Source organism: Martelella endophytica, from assembly GCF_000960975.1.
GTDB lineage: Bacteria > Pseudomonadota > Alphaproteobacteria > Rhizobiales > Rhizobiaceae > Martelella > Martelella endophytica.
On sequence record NZ_CP010803.1, the window covers coordinates 4,748,780 to 4,768,363 of the forward strand.

Below are 19,584 nucleotides of genomic sequence, written 5' to 3' on the forward strand. Positions count from 1 at the left end.
AAAATTCTGGACCATCCTTATTGCAAGTCATTCTCATTTACATTAGCTTCAAGCGAATAGATCAGCGCTTCCAAGACGCATCTGCAGCAGGAGAGAGGAATGCTTGATACAACGCGGCGGTCATTGCTGACGGCCATGACAGCTTTCGCGGTCACCGCTGCAACAGTCGTGCTGCCGGCGGCAGCGGCCGAGGACGGCAAGTTCAAGGCTGTGACGACCTTTACCGTGATCGCCGATATCGCACAGAACGTTGCCGGCGATGCCGCTATCGTGGAGTCGATCACCAAGCCAGGCGCCGAGATTCACAATTACGCGCCGACGCCGCGCGATATCATCGGCGCACAGGGGGCCGACCTTATACTGTGGAACGGGCTCAATCTGGAGCTCTGGTTCGAAAAGTTCTTCCAGAATCTCGATGATGTGCCGAGCGTCGTGGTTTCGGACGGGATTGAGCCAATGAGTATTGCTGACGGCCCCTATGAAGGAAAACCCAACCCTCATGCCTGGATGTCGCCGACCTCTGCCCTGATCTATGTCGACAATATCCGCGATGCCTTCATGGAATATGATCCGGACAATGCCGAGGCCTATGCCGCCAATGCCGAGGCCTACAAGGAAAAGATCCGAGCGGTCGTCGATCCGATCCAGGCGGAGATCGACACCGTGCCGGAAGAAAAACGCTGGCTGGTCTCCAGCGAGGGTGCTTTCTCCTATCTCGCTCGCGATTTCGGCCTGAAGGAGCTTTATCTGTGGCCGATCAACGCCGACCAGCAGGGCACGCCGCAGCAGGTGCGCCATGTCATCGATGCCGTGCGCGAGAACGATATCCCGGTGGTCTTTTCCGAAAGCACGATCTCGCCGGCGCCGGCACAGCAGGTCGCCCGCGAGACCGGCGCCGAATATGGCGGCGTGCTCTATGTCGATTCCCTGAGCGACCCGGATGGCGAAGTGCCGACCTATATCGATCTTCTGAAAGTGACGTCGGACCGGATCGCAAAGGGGCTTTCGAGCAATTCGTAATCGATGGGGCAATCGGGCCGCGCGATGGCTTTCTACAAGCTCCTGCCCCAGCCTTGATACCAATCGCAGTCCCGCGCCCGGGCTGCCGAGAATTTCAACCCCGAAGGTGTTGCCGGACATGAAACAATATGCGGACAGGCGCCCTGATCAGGCAGAGCAGAGTGCCGGAACCGGCATCGCCGTCCGCGATGCGACCGTGACCTATCGAAACGGGCTGACGGCGCTTCGGGATGCCAGTTTCACCATCCCCGCGGGCTCCATTGCCGCCCTTGTCGGCGTCAATGGCGCGGGCAAGTCCACCATCTTCAAGGCGATCATGGGCTTCGTTCGGCTGGCGAGGGGCGATATTTCCGTGCTCGGCATGCCGGTCAACGCGGCGCTGAAGAAAAACCTCGTTGCCTATGTGCCGCAGGCCGAAGAGGTCGACTGGAACTTTCCGGTTCTGGTCGAGGACGTGGTGATGATGGGACGGTATGGCCATATGGGCCCGCTCCGTCGGGCCAAGAAGGCCGATCACGAGGCCGTCGACAAGGCCCTTGCCCGCGTCAACATGAGCGAATACCGCCACCGCCAGATCGGCGAACTTTCCGGCGGCCAGAAGAAGCGCGTGTTTCTGGCGCGCGCGCTGGCGCAGGATGGCTGGGTCATTCTGCTCGACGAACCCTTCACCGGCGTCGATGTGAAGACCGAAGACCAGATCATCGCGCTCTTGCGAGACCTGCGCGATGAAGGTCGGGTCATGCTGGTTTCGACCCACAATCTCGGCTCCGTGCCGGAATTCTGCGACCAGACGGTGCTGGTCAAGGGCACGGTGCTGGCCTATGGCCCGACGGAAGAGACCTTCACCGAGGCCAATCTCACTCAGGCGTTCGGCGGCGTGCTCCGACACTTCATGCTGAACGGCGCACGGCAGGACCACCCCAACCCTGTCGGCATCTTCTCCGATGACGAGCGCCCGCTGATCTTTCGCGACGGCGTGGCCCAGAAGCGGGACGAGGACGAGACGGCGGAGGGCGAGCGCTGATGGCGATCCTCTTCGAGCCCTTCAGCTACGCCTATATGACCAATGCCATGTGGGTTTCGGCCCTTGTCGGCGGGGTCTGCGCCTTTCTCTCCTGTTTCCTGATGCTGAAAGGCTGGTCGCTGATCGGCGATGCGCTTTCGCATTCGATCGTGCCGGGTGTTGCAGGCGCCTTCATGCTCGGACTGCCCTTTTCCATCGGCGCGTTCTTCTCCGGCGGGTTGGCGGCGGCGGCGATGCTGTTCCTCAACCAGCGCACCAAGCTGAAGGAAGACGCGATCATCGGACTGATCTTCTCCTCCTTCTTCGGTCTCGGCCTGTTCATGGCGTCGATCTCGCCGACATCGGTCAATATCCAGACCATCGTGCTCGGCAATATTCTGGCGATCACGCCGGAAGACACGTTGCAGCTCGCCATTATCGGCTTCGTGTCGCTGGCAATCCTTCTCGTCAAATGGAAGGACATGATGGTCACCTTCTTTGACGAGAACCATGCCCGCTCCATTGGTCTCAGACCGGGGCTGCTGAAGGCGATCTTCTTCACGCTTCTCGCCGCCTCGACCGTGGCGGCGCTTCAGACTGTCGGTGCGTTTCTGGTGATCTGCATGGTCGTCACCCCCGGAGCCACGGCCTATATGCTGACCGACCGTTTCCCGCGGCTTCTGGTCCTCGCCGTCATCATCGGCACGCTGACCAGCTTCTTCGGCGCCTATGCCAGCTATTTCCTTGATGGCGCGACCGGCGGCATCATCGTCGTGCTGCAAACGGTGATCTTCCTGGCCGCCTTCTTGCTTGCGCCCAAACATGGCCTGCGCGCGGCCCGCGCCCGCGCCAGACAGGCGCTGGAGGCGGGCCAATGACACTGATCGACACGCTTCTCATGCCGTTCCAGTTCGAATTCATGATCCGCGCCCTGATCATCTCCACCGTGGTCGCCATTCCCATGGCTTTGCTCTCCTGTTTTCTGGTGCTGAAGGGCTGGTCGCTGATGGGCGATGCGATCTCGCACGCCGTCTTTCCCGGCGTCGTCCTCGCCTACATCATCGGCTTCCCCTATGCGATCGGGGCATTTGCGGCGGGCATGATCTGCGCGCTTCTGACTGGCTATCTGACCGAGAACAGCCGCATCAAGCAGGACACGGTGATGGGCATCGTCTTTGCCGGCATGTTCGGCCTCGGCCTTGTCATGTATGTGAAGATCCAGTCCTCGGTCCATCTCGACCATATTCTCTTCGGTGACATGCTTGGCGTTTCATGGGGAGACATCGCCGAAACGGCTGCGATCTCAGCGCTTGTGGCCGCCGTGCTTGACATCAAGTGGAAGGATTTTCTGCTGCATGCCTTCGACCCCGCACAGGCCCGCGCCGTCGGCCTTCGCGTAAACCTGCTGCACTACGGCCTGCTCTGCATGATCTCGCTGACCGTGGTTGCGGCACTGAAGGCCGTCGGCATCATTCTGGCGATCTCGATGATGATCGCGCCCGGCGCCATTGCCTTCCTGCTGACGCGGAACTTTTCGGCTATGCTGATCCTCTCGGTCATCATCGCGGTCGTCTCGTCCTTCCTCGGCATCTACCTGTCGTTCTTCATCGACAGTTCGCCCGCCCCGACGATCGTGCTTCTGCTCTCAGCAGTCTTCGTCGCTGTCTTCCTCTATTCCACGCAGAAGACGGCGCGCGTCGAAAGCAGGCAGACGAGCGAATGATGACGGCAAGATTGCAATTGCGGCGCGACTGGCTTAGTTGCGAAAACTCACTTCATCGGCCGCACGCTTTCTCAATGGAGCAGATCGGCCGGCAGGAGGAGCATATCGCATGGACATTGAAAGCCTTTGCGCCGAAAACGGCCTTCGCCTGACCAAGCCGCGCCGCGTCATATTGCAGGTCCTTTCCAGCATGGAAGATCACCCCGACGCGCTGGAACTGCACCGGCGCGTGGCCGAGATCGATCCGGGCATTGCGCTGGCCACGATCTACCGCACGCTGAGACTGCTTGAGGAAAAGGGCATTCTGGAAAAGCACAAGTTCGGCGACGGCCCTGCCCGCTTCGAAAGCGCCGATCACCCGCACCACGACCACCTGATCGATGTCGATACCGGCGATGTGATCGAGTTTCGCTCAGACGAGATCGAGCGGCTCCAGGAAGAAATCGCGCGAAAACACGGCTTTTCCATCGTCAGCCACAAGCTCGAGATCTACGTCAAGCGCCGCCAATAGGCTTCACTTCACTGGCGTTTTTCTCTCGGCCGGCATGGCTGATGTGGCGTATTTCATCCAGAGGGGCCGGCTGGAATTGTGTCTTTCGTCGAAAACCTGACGTTTCCGACCCAAGCTGCTGCAGCGCTCCCGCCAAAAAGCCCGCTTGACGCAGGAGGCCGGACGTCAGTCGTCGCTGATCTTCAGCACCACGGAGCCCCGCACCTCGCCCGCTTCGATTTCGCGGTGGGCGGCGGCGCAATCGGAAAGCGGGATCAGGCGAGCAATGCGATGCTGCAGGCGGCCGGCTTCCAGCGCGTCCTGAATATCGGAGACGGCGTGGTCCTTGGCATCGTCCGGCATGGCGTAGACGATGACCATGCGGATGGTGATGTCGAGATACATCATCTTGAGGAAGGGCAGCTTCGGCTCCTTCTCGGCCGTCGATGAATAGGTCGCGATGACGCCGCTTGTGCCGATGACCTTCAGTACATTTTCGAGATTGGCGCCGAACTCGACCTCCACCACGCGGTCCACCTTCTCCCCGTTGGTTGCGGCCAGAAGCGCTTCCGGCCACCCGGCATCGCGGTGATTGACGATGATCGATGCACCGGCGTTGCGGCAGGCATCGGCATCTGCGTCATTGCTGGCGGTCGCGATCACGCGGGCGCCGGAAAGTGCGGCCCACTGGATGGCGTAGAAGCCGACCCGGCCCGCCCCGCCGGTGACAAGCACGGTCTTGCCATTGACCGAACCATCGGCAAAGACGCAGCGATGCGCGGTCATGGCCGGAATGCCGAGGCAGGCGCCAACCTCGAAGCTTGCAGGATCAGGAAGGCACGGCGCATGGGCAGACGGCAGAGCGACATATTCCGCAGCCGTGCCGAAACGGCGGCCATATTGCGCATTGAAGGTGAAGACCCGCTCGCCAATCCGGCTTTCGGAAATGCCCTTACCAACGGCTTCGATCACGCCGGCGCCATCGCTGTGGGGAATGATATAGCCACCATCGAGCAGGTCCGGGAAAGACGCCATCCGTTTCTTGGTATCGGACGGATTGACGGCACTGGTGTGGAGCTTCACCAGCACCTCGCCGGGGCCGGCGACGGGCGTTTCGATATCGCCGTAGATCAGCACCTCATCGGCGGGGCCGAAAGTTTCGAACCGGATGGCTTTCATCATAACGCTCCTAAAAGGGGACTGAGAGGCTTTCGGTGTGCCCATCGACGGCGATCACCTGACCGGAAACCATGCCCGCATCCTTCGACGCCAGAAACACGCACATGCGGGCGATATCGTCGGCGCTGACAAATTTGCGCATGGACGCCTGGCCCTCGTAGATCCTGCGCACATCGCCAGCTTCCATGCCACGGTTTTTTGCATCACGCGCGATGACACCATCGATACGCGGGCCTTCCACCGAGCCGGGGCAGATGGCATTGGCGCGGATGCCGAAGGGGCCAAGCTCCATCGCCAGCGTCTTTGTGAGCCCGATAATAGCCCATTTGGAGGCGGCATAGGAGGTGCGGTTCGGATAACCGAAAAGCGCGGCCGTCGAGGCGATGTTGATGATCGCGCCGCTGCCCCTCGCCTTCATCGCCGGAACCGCTTCCTTGAGGAAATAGAAGGTGCCGTTGACATTGACATCCATGGTGCGGCGGAAGTCTTCGGCGTCGACCGCTTCCACCGGCGCGTTCATGCCGGAAATGCCGGCATTGTTGACCAGAAGATCAAGCCTGCCGCCGGTCGCTGCAAGAACCTCCGCCACCAGAGCGGCGACCGCAGTCTCATCGGCGACATTGCAGACCGTCGCGGTGATACCGGCGGCCTGCATGCTTTCGACGGCGTCAGCGTCGACGTCGCAGATGAACACGCGAAAGCCCTCGGCCTTCAGATTGAGGGCGATCGCCTTGCCGATGCCGGAGCCGGCGCCGGTGACCAGAGCCACAGGGTCATCAGTTTCGGGTCTCATTGCAGACAAGATCAGGCTCCTTCGGGCACAGCGGAAGCCGGCAGATGCTCCTCGAGCAGCTCCAGCGTATCTTCCAGCCAGCCGATCCGCATCTCCGGCACGGAGCGCATCAAAAGCTCGGTGTAATCGTCGAACGGCGGCGACAGCACCTCCTGCTTGCCGCCATAGCGCACCACCTCGCCCTGATACATGACCGCAATCGTGTCGGCGACTTCGCGCACGGCGGCGATATCGTGGGTGATGAAGATGTAGGTCACGCCGTCTTTCAGCTGAAGATCGCGGAGCAGCTTCAGAATGCCCTTGGCCACCAGCGGATCGAGCGCGCTCGTCACCTCGTCGCAGATGATCAGCTTCGGCTTGGCGGCAAGTGCACGGGCAATGCAGACGCGCTGCTTCTGCCCGCCGGAAAGTTCGGCCGGATAGCGGTCGATGAACTCCTCGCCGAGTTCGATACGGTCGAGCAGTTCGATGACGCGTTTGCGTTTTTCCTTGCCCTTCATGCCGAAATAAAATTCCAGCGGGCGGCCGATGATCGTGCCGACGGTCTGGCGCGGGTTCATCGCCACGTCAGCCATCTGATAGATCATCTGCAGTTCCTGCAGGTTCTGCCAGCTGCGGCCCTTCAGCGCTGGCGACAGCACCTCGCCGTCAAACGCGATTTCCCCGGTATGGGGCGGCAGAAGCCCGGTCAGCACCCGGGCAAGCGTCGACTTGCCCGAGCCGCTCTCGCCGACGATTGCGAGCGTCGTGCCCGGCTGAACCTCCATGTTGATGTTCTTCAGCACATCGAAATCGAGCCCGCGATAGCGCGCCGAAATCTCCTTCAGCGTCAGCACCGGCTTTTCATCCGGATCGCGCTCGCGCCGCTCGACATTGATTGCCGAAACGAGGTCCTGGGTATACTCTTCCTGCGGATGGTTGATGATCTGGTCGCAGGTGCCGTATTCGACCGTCTCGCCACCGCGCAGAACCATGATGTCATCGGCAATCTGGGCGACGACGGCAAGATCATGGGTAATGTAAAGCGCGGCCACACCGAAGTCGCGGATCGCCTTCTTGATCGCGGCCAGAACGCCAAGCTGGGTGGTCACGTCCAGCGCCGTCGTCGGCTCATCAAAGACAACAAGGTCCGGCTTCGGGCAGAGCGCCATGGCAGTCATGGCGCGCTGAAGCTGACCGCCGGAGACCTGGTGCGGGTAACGGTTGCCGAAGGTCTCCGGGTCAGGCAGGCCAAGGCGGGTGAAGAGGTCGACGGCGCGTGCCTTTGCCTCCGACCGGCTCATGCGCTTGTGCTTGACGGTCGATTCAATGACCTGATCCATCAGCTTGCGCGCCGGGTTGAAGGCGGCGGCAGCGGATTGCGCCACATAGGTCACCTCTGCCCCGCGCGCGGAGCGCAGCACCTTGCCCGGCGCGCGGCGCATTTCCCGGCCATTGAGCTTGATCGAGCCGCCTGTCAGCCGAACGCCGCCACGGCCATAACCCATGGCGGACAGGCCGATGGTGGACTTGCCGGCGCCCGATTCCCCGATCAGCCCCAGCACCTTGCCCGCTTCGAGCGACAGCGAGACGCCGTTGACGATGGTGATCTTCTGCGGCTTTTCGCCCGGCGGATAGCTGGTTGCCTCGATCTTGAGGTCCTTGATTTCAAGAAGAGCCTCAGCCATTGCGGCCTCCTTTCAGCGAAGTCGTGCGTTCCAGAATCCAGTCGGCGACCAGATTGACGGAGATGGCGAGCGCGGCGATAGCGACAGCCGGAAGCAGGGCTGCGGGAATGCCATAGACGATGCCATCCTTGTTTTCCTTCACGATACCGCCCCAGTCGGCATTCGGCGGCTGGATGCCAAGGCCGAGAAAGGAAAGCGTCGAGATGAACAGCACGACGAAGATGAAACGCATGCCGAGTTCGGCAATCAGCGGCGAAATCGCATTCGGCAGGATTTCCCGGAAGATCACCCAGATCTGACCTTCACCGCGAAGCTTCGCGGCCTCGACGAAGTCCATGACCGCGAGGTCGGCTGCGACAGCGCGCGACAGGCGGAACATCCGCGTTGCCTCCAGAAGACCGATAACGACGATCAGGATCGGCACGGTAACCGGCATCACCGATAGCACGACCAGCGCAAAGATCAGCGATGGAATGGCCATGATGAGGTCGACGAAGCGCGACAGAACCTGATCGAGCCAGCCGCCGACGGTGGCCGCAAAAAGCCCGAGCGTGGTGCCGACGACAAAGGCAACCATGGTTGCCGCGATTGCCACGAAAATCGTGGTGCGGCCGCCATAGATCAGGCGCGACAGCAGATCGCGGCCGATATTGTCGGTGCCAAGCCAGTGCGCGGCGGATGCCGGCTCCCAGACATCGCCGACAACCTGGCTCATGCCATAGGGCGCAAGCCACGGCGCGAAGATGGCCGCGAGGAAGAAGCAGATGGTGACAAACAGGCCGATAAGGGCGGGATAAGGTATTCGTTTTATCATGTTCTTCTCCTCATCGCGGATGCCTGAGGCGCGGATTGGCGAGGATTGAGAAGATATCCGCCAGCATGTTCAAACTGATGTAGACAGCGGCAAAGATGATGCCGCAGGCCTGAACCACCGGCACATCGCGCTTGGCCACATGGTCCACCAGATATTGGCCCATGCCCGGATAGACGAAGACCACTTCGACCACAACGACGCCGACGACCAGATAGGCCATGTTCAGCATCACCACGTTGACGATGGGGGCGATGGCGTTCGGAAACGCATGACGCCAGATCACCTTGAAGCGGGACAGCCCGTTCAGTTCGGCGGTTTCGATATAGGCCGACTGCATGACGTTCAAAAGCGCCGCACGGGTCATGCGCATCATATGCGCCAGCACCACCATCACCAGAACTGTGACCGGCAGCGCAATGGCATGCAGCTTGGCGAAGAACGACATGTTCGAATTGATCATCGCCACCGACGGCGCCCAGCCGAGCTGCACGCCGATATAGAAGATCAGGATGTAGCTCAGCATGAATTCCGGCACGGAAATCGATGCAAGCGTAATGGTCGAGATCAGCTTGTCCGGCCAGCGGTTGCGGTAGAGCACCGAAACGAGGCCGAGAATGATGGCAAGAGGCACCGAGATGATGGCGGCACAACCCGCCAGAAACAGCGTGTTCGACAGCCGGCCCTCGATGGCGGTGGCAATGTTCTGACCGTTGGTCAAGGACGTGCCGAGATCGCCGTGCAGCAGACCGACGAGCCACGACAGGTAGCGTTGATAGACCGGCGCGTTCAGACCGAGTTCGGCGCGCAGGTTTGCCAACGCTTCAGGTGTGGCGGACTGGCCGAGAATGGCCTGGGCGACATCGCCGGGCAGCATCTGGGTGCCGGCGAAAATCAGGATCGATACGAAAAAGATCAGCATGAGGCCCAGCGCTAACCGCTGGGCCACAAGCTTGAGAAGGGAGGCGTTCATGGGCGCCTCAAGCCTTCCAGCATTTTACGGGAGCAAGACCGTTCATCAGCTCGAAGACGCCGTTTTCTTCCCAGCCCTGAACATCGGTGCTGACGGCCTGTACGAACTCGTTGAACATCGGGCAGATGAGACCACCCTCGTCGCGCAGGATCTTCGCCATCTGGCTGTATTCCTGCTTGCGCTTTGCCTGATCCAGCTCACCCTTGGCTTCCAGCAGAAGCTCGTCGAACTCCTCATTGTAGAAGTGGGTGTCGTTCCAGTCGGCGCTGGAAAGATAGGCGGTGGTGTACATCTGGTCCTGAACCGGGCGGCCATCCCAGTAGGAGGCGCAGAACGGCGTATTGTTCCAGACATCCGACCAGTAGCCGTCATCGGGCTCGCGCTGGATCTGCAGCGGAATGCCGGCGGCCTGTGCGCTCTGCTGAAAGAGCTGCGCGGCGTCAACTGCACCCGGGAAGGCGGTTTCGGCAACGCGCAGGATGATCGGGCTGCCGTCATGACCGGACGCCTTGTAGAGCTCGGCGGCCTTCTCCGGATCGTAATGGCGCTGCTCGATACTGTCATCGAACAACGGATAGCTTTCGTTGATCGGGAAGTCGTTACCGACCGAGCCATAGCCACGCAGGATTTTCTCGACCATTTCCTCGCGGTTGATGGCGTATTTCAGGGCGTTGCGCAGTTCCTTGTTGTCGAAGGGCGGCTGGTCGCACTGCATGATGAAGACGTAATGGCCACGACCGGCAACATGGTCGACGGTGATGTTCGGCGCACGGTCAAGAAGGCCTGCGACGCGCGGCGCGACCTGGTTGACGATATCGACCTGGCCGGACTGAAGCGCAGCATTGCGCGCCGTCGCATCATTGATGATGGTCATCTCGATCGTGTCGAAGTGACCACGGCTGTCGTCCCAGTAGTCTGCAAACTTTTCGAAGGTGTACCGAACGCCGGGTTCCGCCTCGACAATCTTGTAGGCGCCGGTACCGATGCCGGCGGTCGGGTCTTCGCGGCCACCGCCCGGCTGGATCGCCAGATGGAAATCGGAAAGGAGATAAGGAAGGTCGGCCGTCGGCACATCAACCTCGACGATCAGGTTTTCGCCATCGACGCGGATATCGGAAATGCCGCGCATGATGCCGAGCGCGCCGGACTTGGAATCCTCATCCGAATGGCGCAGCAGCGTCTGGCGCACATCTTCCGCCGTCATCGTCTCGCCATTGTGGAACTTGACACCCTGGCGGATCTTGAAGGTCCAGGTCTTGGCATCGTCGGAGGCTTCGTAGGATTCCGCCAGACGCGGGTTCAGCGAGCCGTCTGCATTCACTTCGAGAAGCTGTTCGCCATAGGCGCGAACGACGTGAAACGGAACCTGGCTGGCAATCAGCGCCGGGTCGAGCGAGGTGGTGGACGAGCCGCCGCCAAGGCCCATGCGCAGCGTGCCGCCCTTGACCGGCTCCTGCGCCATGGCCATGCGGCCGAACACCGAATTGGCGGCAACAGCACCGACACCGAGCGCCGAGGTGCGGGCGATGAATGCGCGACGCGACATGCCGCTCTTCAACATGCTGGCTGTGAGAGATTTCCGAAATTTTTTCATTTTGCTTCCGTCTTGGTTTGGGTTTGTCCGCAAACGAGGCGGCTCGTATGCCTCTCAGATAGGGCGGAATAAAAGTGTTGGTACGAGCCCGTATGAAACTTGGCAGCTAACGCGTGCCGGGGCGCTCGCCGACAAAACAGCCGGCGCCATCCTTTGGCATATCGGCGTGCTGGCGCTCGAACATGGCGAGCTTTTCGGCGACCTCACCTTCGGGAATGCATGTGCGCCGGGCATTGAGATCCGTGTGCAGCAGCAGCGTCTCGACGGTTGCCGCCAGTTCGCCGTCGCCGCGGAACAGCCGGTGGAAGAGATGCATCTTCTTGCCCTGGCCGGAGAGCAGCTGCGAGGTCGCCGTCAGCCGGTCGCCTTCGTGAACCTCGTTCAGATAGCGCACATGGCTTTCGACGGTGAAATAGCTGAGGCCGCCAGCGATATAGGCGGCATCCGCGCCGATCAGTTCCATGAAGCCATCGGTGGCCTTGGAGCCGGCCTCCAGATAGAAGGTCTCGTTCATGTGGCCGTTATAATCGGTCCATGACGGCGGCACCTGACGGCTGAGCGTGACGGGAAGACCGTCGCGCTCTCCGCTGACAACAAGATCGGCCTCATGCGCCGACACGACCTTGCCGGCGGCATTGTCGCTGACCTTCAGCGCCCGCAGGATGCCAACAAGATTGTCGTCGCGCTCCCGCTCCAGTTCGCGGATGGACTTGTTCCCGGACTGGTCGTCCGACTGCCCGGCGATCAGCTCGACAAGCTCGTCATTAAACTCCGGCACGTCCATCAGCTTGGTCCACGGCCAGGAAAGCGCGGGGCCGAACTGCGCCATGAAATGCTTCATGCCCGCCTCGCCACCGGCGATGCGGTAGGTCTCGAACAGGCCCATCTGGGCAAAGCGCAGGCCGAAGCCCATGCGGATCGCCTCGTCGATATCCTCGGTGGTGGCAACGCCGTCCTTGACCATCCACAGGCTCTCGCGCCAGATCGCTTCGAGAAGCCGGTCGGCGATATGGGCGTCGATTTCCTTCTTAACCGTCAGCGGATACATGCCCATGGAGCGGAGGATCCCGGCGGCCTTTTCGCAGATCGCCTTGTCGCCGACGAGTTCGACCAGCGGCAGCAGATAGACCGGATTGAACGGATGGGCGACGATGGCGCGGGCGCCCTTTTCATTCAGCTCCGACGGTTTGAACCCCGAAGTGGACGAACCGATGATCGTCCCCTGCCCTGCCGCCGCAGAAATGGCGGCGTGGGTTTCATGCTTCAGCGCCAACCGTTCCGGCACGCTTTCCTGCACCCAGATGGCGCCGGCAACGGCCTCTTCCAGCGTAGCGCAGAAGCTGAGTTTTCCCTCGGCAGGCAAAGGCTTATCGTAGACCGCGGGCAGCGAGCGACGGGCGTTGGCGATGACTTCGCCGATCTTGCGTTCGGCTTCCGGATCAGGATCGAACACCGCAACGTCAAAGCCGTTCAGCAGAAACCGCGCGGCCCAGCCGCCGCCAATCACGCCGCCGCCGATAATCGCAGCCTTCGATAGGCCATCCCCGCTCATCACGCAGCACCCTTCGGCGCGCGCTTGACGAGACCGAGCTTTTCGCGCACGGCCTCCGGGCCAATGACGCGGGCGCCCATAGTCTCGGCAATGGTCACGGCTTTTTCGACGAGCTGGGCATTTGTGGCGAGCACGCCCTTCGATAGGTAGATATTGTCCTCAAGACCGACACGGATATTGCCGCCGGCAAGCATGGCCGCTGCGGTATAGGGCATCTGGTCACGGCCGAGCGAGAAGGCCGACCAGTGCCAGTCTTCCGGCACATTGTTGACCATGGCCATGAAGGTGTTGAGGTCGTTCGGCGCGCCCCACGGAACGCCCATGCACAGCTGCACCAGCGCCGGCGACGTCAGGATGCCTTCCTTGACCAGCTGCTTGGCAAACCAGAGATGGCCGGTATCAAACGCCTCGATCTCGGGCTTCACGCCGAGATCGGTCATCATCTGGCCCATGGCGCGCAGCATGCCGGGCGTGTTTGTCATCACATAATCGGCTTCGGCAAAATTCATCGTGCCGCAATCGAGCGTGCAGAGTTCGGGCAGGCATTCGGCGATGTGGACGACACGTTCGGCAGCGCCGATCATGTCGGTTCCAGCCGCGTTGACCGGCAGCGGCGCCTCCGTGGAACCGAAAGTGATGTCGCCGCCCATGCCGGCGGTGAGGTTCAGCACCACATCGACCTCCGCATCGCGGATGCGGTCGGTCACTTCGCGATAGAGGGATGGAAGACGCGAAGGAACACCGGTTTCGGGATCGCGGACATGACAATGGACGATGGCAGCGCCCGCCTTGGCGGCATCGATGGCGCTTTTTGCAATCGCTTCAGGCGAACGGGGAACATGGGGAGAGCGGTCCTGGGTACTGCCCGAACCGGTGACAGCGCACGTGATAAAAACATCCCTGTTCATTGTCAGAGGCATGAATACTCCTGTTACGTCGCTCCCGTCAGCAAAGCCAGAGAGCGAAATGCCATTTCGCGCGCGGAGAGACCTTCGGCCTGTTCACCCGCGTGCAAATTCCAAATTTTCCTCGCGCAGATTGACGCCCTGCGCAGCGTATAGACGTGCAAATCTGAAATCGGACTGCGGATGCGAGATGCATCCCGGCACGCGGCGTGCAGCCATGTGCGTGAGCCGGCGGAAAACAGTCACATGCCGCTTGGGAAAGGCATGCCCCCGTCAGGGTAGACTTCATCACCGGTTCGTCCGATTGTCTCTGCAACAGGCCGCAAGGCAGCCGCCGCGGAAACATGACGGTTTCGATGGGCAGGAGAATAAGGTAGCCAGGCGCACGCGTTTTATCTTATCGTGCCAAATTATTGTCCAATAATGCCGAATGCGCCCCATGAATGTCACATTCCTGCTTTTCGACGGTTTTTCCAACCTGGTCTTCTCCTGCCTTCTCGAGCCGCTTCGCATGGTTCACGAGCTCTATCAGGAGGATGTCAGCTGGAAGGTCATCAGCGCCGACGACGCGCCGGTTGAAAGCTCGTCGCACCTGCTGCTTACCCCCACTGCCAGGCGCGAGGACATCGAAGCCTCCGATCTTCTGGTGATCGTTTCCAGCAACGGCTATCGCCAGCACCCGACGCCCGAAAACCAGCGCCTCGTGATGACGCTCGCCCGCCAGAGCCGCTATGTCATCGGCGCTGACGCAGGCGCATGGATGCTCGCTTCTACCGGCCTCCTGGACGATCTGACGGCAACGCTGCACTGGTCGGTGATCAACGAGTTCGCCGAAACCTTTCCTCAGGTCCACGTCAGCCAGCAGACCTATGTGAAAGAAGGGCGATTGTGGAGTTGCGGCGGCGCCTCGACGGCGCTGGAGCTGATTCTGGCCTTCATCACCGATCAGTTCGGCGCGGCCAGGGCCTTCATGACCTCATCCATGTTCATGCATGATGCCAGCCCTCAGCGCGACGGGACCCACATCCCGACTGCACTCTCCGTGCCCGGCCGCAGCCGGATGGACGCGATCATCAACATCATGGTCGAGACCATCGAAAATCCGCTATCGCTTACCGCCCTGGCCGAGCGCGCCCATATGTCGACCCGCACGCTGAACCGGTTGTTCAAAGCGGAGCTCGGCATGTCGCCGGGACAGTATTATCAGAACATCCGGTTGCTCCACGCCCGGGAGATGGCGGAAAACACCGCACTCGGCCTGCGCGAAATTGCCATCCGCGCCGGCTATTCCAACGCGCCGGCCCTCTCCAAGGCTTTCCAGAAGGCCTATGGCCATTCCGTCCGCAAGGTCGAGAAGAAGTCCTGACGGCGTTCTCAGCCCTCCTGGCAGAGCCACTCCAGCCGCTGCATGATCTGCCGAAACGCGTCCTGCGCCTTCTGGCTTTTATGACGGGCCCGCAGCCAGCCATGCACCAGCCCGCGCCCCGTCTCGACCTCAACGGCGGCGCCGACGGCTTGCGCTGCCGCCTGATAGCGCAGCGCATCATCGTGCAGCGGATCGCATTCGGCGGGATAGATGAAGGTCGGCGGCAGGTGGGCGAGATCGCCGGCCCGCGGCGTGGCGCCTGGATCATCCGGCGTGCCGCCGCGCACATCGCCATAGCCGCGCAACTCGTCGCGGGAAAGCAGCGGCGCATGGGCGTGGGTCTCGAAGCTTCCGCCCTCCGGCGCGAAACCGAGCGAGGGATAGATCAGCACCTGCCCCGCAAGCGCCGGCCCCACCCACGTTCCGGCCACGCAGGCGCAGAGCGACGCGCCGGCGCTATCGCCGCAAAGCACCAGCCGGTGCGCCTCCGCAGCCACGCGCACGACGGCCATCGCATCGTCATAGGCGGCCGGATGGCGGTGCTCCGGCGCCAGCCGGTAGTCGACGGATACCACCTGCACGCCGGTGGCAACGGCAATCTCCGCGCAGACGTCATCGTGGCTTTCAAGCCCGCCCAGCACAAAGCCACCGCCATGGGCATAGACAATGACCGTATCGGTCTCTCCCCCATAGAAGCGGACCGGCACACCGTCGATCGTACCGTCGGCAACCGCGAGGTCCGCCGGCCGCCCAGCATGAAAATGCGCCGCCATGCGATCATAGACCGCCCGCTGCGCAGCCCAGTCGTCCGCCTTGAGCTCGGCCGGATAGAAGGCCAGCGTTTCATCGATAAAATCGAGAATGCCCTGATCGAGATAGGTCGAATAATCCAAAAGATGCTCCCTTTGCGGAAGGGATCGATACTCCATCTTCCTCGCGACGACCACCCTTCCTCCGCAATCGGCCTTGTCCGCGTCTTCTCGTCTGCCCGGTGGGTTCGCTGGCAAATGCGGTTGAAAATCGGTTCTCCGGCGAGGGCTAGCAGACCTTGCCCGGCGGTATGCCGAACTGGCGGCGGAACGCTGTCGAGAAATTCGCCGTCGACCCGTAACCGGCCACAAATGCGGCCTGGGCGATGGAAACCTCGCCGCGGTTCAACAGGGTACGGGCCTGCTCCAGCTTGGTTTTTCGCATGTAGTGAAAGACAGTCATGCCATGGGCCGCATGAAACAGCCTCTGCAGCGTATTGGCGCTGACACCGGCCTGCGCTGCCAGTTCATCGACACCCGGAAGATGCCCGCGCGCCTCGACAATCATTTCTTCGGCGCGTGCCAGTTTCGCGCTTTCAGCGGGGCTGAGGCGCGCACGCGTCAGCGCAGCCCCGGTGTCGCCGCCGATGGCATGGAAAGCCTCGGCGATGATCATCAGCACGCAACTCTCCATCTGCAGCCGGTGGAGATGCGGGGCGGCAACCGGCGCCCGCATCGCCTGTTCGGCAAAGGCAATGGCAGCCGGGCTCGGGCGCCAGTTGGAAAGGGCGAAATGCATGCGACTGAATGCAGCAATTGCGGCCGCGGAGCGGTCGCTGAAGACATCGCCCGATGCGAGCCATTCGGGCAGGATCGATATGTTGAACTTGCGGATCCGGTCGCCCTTCTTCACCCGGCGCCAGAACCTGACCGGTTCGTTCTGCGCGCAGACGACGCCGACAGGCTCCCAGGCCCGCCGGCTGTCAGGGCGTGTCGGCATCGGCAGCGTGTGGTCCGCAAGCTTCGCCTCGATACCACCGGCAAAGAACAGCTTGATGCTGAGGTGCGGCTGCAGCTCGGATTCGGTTTCCATCGCGCACAGGCTGACCGTGTCGGAATGCAGGACGCTCAGGCCATCGCGAAGCCTTTCGTGACCGTAATGCCCGTCCAGCGCCCTGTCGCCCGCAACCGTCCGGTTCAAGAGCCTGAAGGAGCCGTTGGCGCGGCGCATATGCGCGAGAAAGTCCTCGGTCTCAAACGGAACGGCGCGGTCCTGCATGATCTTTCCAAACAGCCGGTTCTGGTCGTTTTGCAAAAGAAATTGGGGCTTTTGCAAAATCACGATCTGTAGATTTCAGGCTACGCCATCCTCTATATAAAATATGAATTTTGCAATCAAGTTTATAGCCATCCCGCTTTCAAGCCGTTATCGGGGTGGTGTTCAACGGGGGTGTTGATGAGTATCTCGGCAACGAAAAATGCCATATTGGCCGCCACGGTGAGCCTTGCAGCGCTTCAGGCCGCCGGCCCTGCATGGGCGCAGAATGGGGACCTGACAGTGCTGAAGCCGGTCACCGTTGCCACCGACGGGACGGATAACGATGACACCGATTTTGTCGCCGCCTCCTCCAGCGCCGCGATGAAGACCAATCGCCCGCTGATCGAAACGCCTCAGTCGGTTTCCGTCGTCACCCGCAAGGAGTTCGAGGAACGCAACGCGACCTCGGTGCAGCAGGCGCTTCTCTACAGCTCCGGCGTGTCGGCCGAGCTCCGGCCCAATGACCGCTACGACATCGTGCCGGTCCGTGGTTTCGGCGGCTACCAGAATTTCGTCCAGTATCTTGACGGACTGCGCATCCTGAAGGGCATCTCCTATGCCGAGCCGACCATCGATCTCTACAATATCGACCGGGTCGAAGTGGTCCGGGGGCCGGCCTCTGTTCTTTATGGCCAGATGACACCCGGTGGCATGGTCAATCTCGTGTCCAAGAAGCCGACCGAAGAGACCCGCGGCGAGGTCTTCACCACCGTCGGCAATGACAGCTACATCAAATCGGGCATCGATCTTTCTGGCCCGATCGACGAGAACGGCATCTACCGCTATCGCTTCGTCGCCTCCGGGCGCTACAACGAAACCAATATCGACGGCGTCGAATCCTCTCGCGTATCGGTTTTGCCGTCGCTCGAGATCGCGCCGGACGATGCGACCAGCCTGACCCTTCAGTTCAGCTATACCGACGACCCGTCGAGCAATTATCCGGGCTATCTGCCGGCAGTCGGAACCGTGCTGCCGAACGGGGACTACCCTTATATTCCGTATGATTTCAATATCGGACAGCCCGACTTCGACAAGTTCACCCGCCAGACGACGACCGCAGGCTATGAATTCGAGCACGAGTTCGATGACGTCTTCACCCTTCGCCAGAACCTGCGCTACACCCATATCGATACCGAGCACCGCGCGCTCTACTATTCGGGCAGCAGCGGCACGACGCTGAGCCGCGGCGTATCGCATCTGAAGGAACAGGCCGATACCGTCGCCGTCGACACCCAACTCGAGGCCGATTTTGCCACCGGAGCGCTCGACCATACCGGCCTGTTCGGATTTGATTACAGCTATATCAACGCAGATCGCCTGTTCGGCAGGGGCAAGGGTCCGTCGATCGACTATCTGAGCCCGGACTATAGCCAGGCTATCACCGACCCCGCCTATACCACTGACACCAACCAGGTCACCAATCAGGCCGGCATCTATCTGCAGGACGAGATCTCCTACGGCGCCCTGGCGGTCGCGCTCGGCGGTCGCTACGATTACTACGACATTACCAACGAGGACACGGTTCTGGCCACCGGTGCGACCTCGTCGACAGAGAACGAAAACCACGCCTTCACCGGGCGCGTCGGCGCGACCTACCTGTTCGAGAACGGCATCGCGCCCTATGCGAGCTACTCCACGTCCTTCGAACCGCCCTCCGGTTTCGGCTACAGCGCCGATGGCGGCACCACGCTCGATCCGGTGGAAGGCGAGCAGTATGAAGTCGGCGTCAAGTATCAGCCGTTCGACGATGCCGAAAGCTACATCATGGCATCGGCCTATCAGCTGACGGAGAAGAATGCGCTCAGCTCCGACCCGACCTACAGCGGCTACTATGTCCAGACCGACGAGATCGAGCTGAAGGGCATAGAGCTGGAAGGCAAGCTGGCGCTCGATGCCGGATGGGACATCACGCTCGCCTACACCTACGCCGACCCGGAAATCACCAAGAGCGCGACGGCCGCCCTCGTCGGCAATGCGCCGGCCGCCGTGCCGGAAAACGCGGCCTCCGCTTGGCTGCACTACAGCGTGATGAGCGGTCCGCTCGAAGGCCTTGGCATCGGCGCAGGCGTCCGTTTCAACGGCGAGACCTGGGGCGACCAGGAAAACACCTTCAAGGTGCCCGCCTACACGCTGTTCGATGCCGGCATCGACTACGATTTCGGCGTCAAATGGCCAAAATACGAGGGCCTGAAGCTCAACGTCACCGCGAGCAATCTCGGCAACAAGGAATATGTGGCATCGTGCACATATACGACCCGCTGCTTCTACGGCACCAGCCGGTCGGTCTATGCGACACTGAAATACCAGTGGTAACAGAGATGGCGGAGCCGGTCTTCGGTTCCGCCATCATCGCTTCGCGGTCACAAGACGGCTCTCTCGGCCTGCGGGAAAATCATGCTCAGAAAATGCGTTCTGTTCTGTCTCTTTCTTTTTGCCGCCTG

At 61.3% G+C, this 19,584-nt stretch carries 17 protein-coding genes; 7 read left to right on the forward strand and 10 right to left on the reverse strand.

Annotation, left to right across the window (positions count from 1 at the left end):
• Nucleotides 1-99: 99 nt before the first annotated feature.
• From TM49_RS22155 to TM49_RS22175, 5 genes are all read left to right on the forward strand, one after another.
• Nucleotides 100-1,020, forward strand: coding sequence for a metal ABC transporter substrate-binding protein (locus TM49_RS22155; RefSeq protein WP_045684429.1), 921 nt, complete (start codon nucleotides 100-102; stop codon nucleotides 1,018-1,020).
• 118 nt (nucleotides 1,021-1,138) lie between these two features.
• Nucleotides 1,139-2,044, forward strand: a complete 906-nt coding sequence (locus tag TM49_RS22160; protein ID WP_045684431.1) for a manganese/iron ABC transporter ATP-binding protein — start codon at nucleotides 1,139-1,141, stop codon at nucleotides 2,042-2,044.
• The gene (locus TM49_RS22165) at nucleotides 2,044-2,901 is read left to right on the forward strand and encodes a metal ABC transporter permease (protein ID WP_045684433.1); all 858 of its coding nucleotides are present in this window, start codon (nucleotides 2,044-2,046) and stop codon (nucleotides 2,899-2,901) included. The genes TM49_RS22160 and TM49_RS22165 overlap by 1 nt, the downstream gene beginning before the upstream one ends.
• On the forward strand, nucleotides 2,898-3,746 hold the full coding sequence (locus TM49_RS22170; RefSeq protein ID WP_045684434.1) for a metal ABC transporter permease: 849 nt from the start codon (nucleotides 2,898-2,900) through the stop codon (nucleotides 3,744-3,746). Before TM49_RS22165 ends, TM49_RS22170 begins: the two co-directional genes overlap by 4 nt.
• Nucleotides 3,747-3,855: 109 nt before the next feature.
• Nucleotides 3,856-4,257 (forward strand): Fur family transcriptional regulator, encoded by a 402-nt coding sequence (locus tag TM49_RS22175; RefSeq protein ID WP_045684436.1) that lies wholly within the window; start codon nucleotides 3,856-3,858, stop codon nucleotides 4,255-4,257.
• Nucleotides 4,258-4,422: 165 nt separating this feature from the next.
• Here the strand turns inward: TM49_RS22175 and TM49_RS22180 are convergent, their stop codons facing one another.
• The 8 genes from TM49_RS22180 to bcoG all read right to left on the reverse strand — a co-directional run bounded on the left by TM49_RS22180 (nucleotide 4,423) and on the right by bcoG (nucleotide 13,725).
• Complete coding sequence (locus TM49_RS22180; protein ID WP_045685692.1) at nucleotides 4,423-5,415, reverse strand: NADPH:quinone reductase; 993 nt, start codon at nucleotides 5,413-5,415, stop codon at nucleotides 4,423-4,425.
• 10 nt (nucleotides 5,416-5,425) lie between these two features.
• A complete protein-coding gene (locus tag TM49_RS22185) occupies nucleotides 5,426-6,208 on the reverse strand; it encodes an SDR family oxidoreductase (RefSeq protein WP_045684437.1) in 783 nt (260 codons plus the stop codon).
• An 11-nt stretch (nucleotides 6,209-6,219) separates the two neighbouring features.
• The gene (locus tag TM49_RS22190) at nucleotides 6,220-7,875 is read right to left on the reverse strand and encodes an ABC transporter ATP-binding protein (RefSeq protein WP_045684439.1); all 1,656 of its coding nucleotides are present in this window, start codon (nucleotides 7,873-7,875) and stop codon (nucleotides 6,220-6,222) included.
• Nucleotides 7,868-8,689, reverse strand: coding sequence for an ABC transporter permease (locus TM49_RS22195; protein WP_201777019.1), 822 nt, complete (start codon nucleotides 8,687-8,689; stop codon nucleotides 7,868-7,870). The genes TM49_RS22190 and TM49_RS22195 overlap by 8 nt, the downstream gene beginning before the upstream one ends.
• Before the next feature lie 10 nt (nucleotides 8,690-8,699).
• A complete protein-coding gene (locus TM49_RS22200; protein ID WP_045684441.1) occupies nucleotides 8,700-9,659 on the reverse strand; it encodes an ABC transporter permease in 960 nt (319 codons plus the stop codon).
• A gap of 7 nt (nucleotides 9,660-9,666) precedes the next feature.
• A complete protein-coding gene (locus tag TM49_RS22205; protein ID WP_045684448.1) occupies nucleotides 9,667-11,253 on the reverse strand; it encodes an ABC transporter substrate-binding protein in 1,587 nt (528 codons plus the stop codon).
• A 106-nt stretch (nucleotides 11,254-11,359) separates the two neighbouring features.
• Entirely contained in the window at nucleotides 11,360-12,805 is a 1,446-nt protein-coding gene (locus TM49_RS22210) for a carnitine 3-dehydrogenase (RefSeq protein ID WP_045684450.1), read from the reverse strand.
• Nucleotides 12,805-13,725, reverse strand: coding sequence for a 3-dehydrocarnitine:acetyl-CoA trimethylamine transferase BcoG (gene bcoG / locus TM49_RS22215; RefSeq protein ID WP_045684452.1), 921 nt, complete (start codon nucleotides 13,723-13,725; stop codon nucleotides 12,805-12,807). The genes TM49_RS22210 and bcoG overlap by 1 nt, the downstream gene beginning before the upstream one ends.
• 424 nt (nucleotides 13,726-14,149) lie before the next feature.
• Between bcoG and TM49_RS22220 the strand changes: the two genes are divergently transcribed.
• Complete coding sequence (locus TM49_RS22220; RefSeq protein ID WP_052699995.1) at nucleotides 14,150-15,076, forward strand: GlxA family transcriptional regulator; 927 nt, start codon at nucleotides 14,150-14,152, stop codon at nucleotides 15,074-15,076.
• Between the two features lie 8 nt (nucleotides 15,077-15,084).
• Here the strand turns inward: TM49_RS22220 and TM49_RS22225 are convergent, their stop codons facing one another.
• Nucleotides 15,085-15,969: an alpha/beta hydrolase gene (locus tag TM49_RS22225; protein WP_052699996.1), complete on the reverse strand. Its 885-nt coding sequence runs from the start codon at nucleotides 15,967-15,969 to the stop codon at nucleotides 15,085-15,087.
• Between the two features lie 145 nt (nucleotides 15,970-16,114).
• Nucleotides 16,115-17,104 carry a helix-turn-helix transcriptional regulator gene (locus TM49_RS22230; protein WP_045685697.1) on the reverse strand — a complete coding sequence of 330 codons (990 nt, stop codon included), beginning with the start codon at nucleotides 17,102-17,104 and terminating at the stop codon, nucleotides 16,115-16,117.
• Nucleotides 17,105-17,281: 177 nt separating this feature from the next.
• On the opposite strand from TM49_RS22230, the gene TM49_RS22235 reads away from it, so the two are divergent.
• On the forward strand, nucleotides 17,282-19,456 hold the full coding sequence (locus TM49_RS22235) for a TonB-dependent siderophore receptor (RefSeq protein WP_045684456.1): 2,175 nt from the start codon (nucleotides 17,282-17,284) through the stop codon (nucleotides 19,454-19,456).
• The last annotated feature ends 128 nt before the right edge of the window (nucleotides 19,457-19,584 follow it).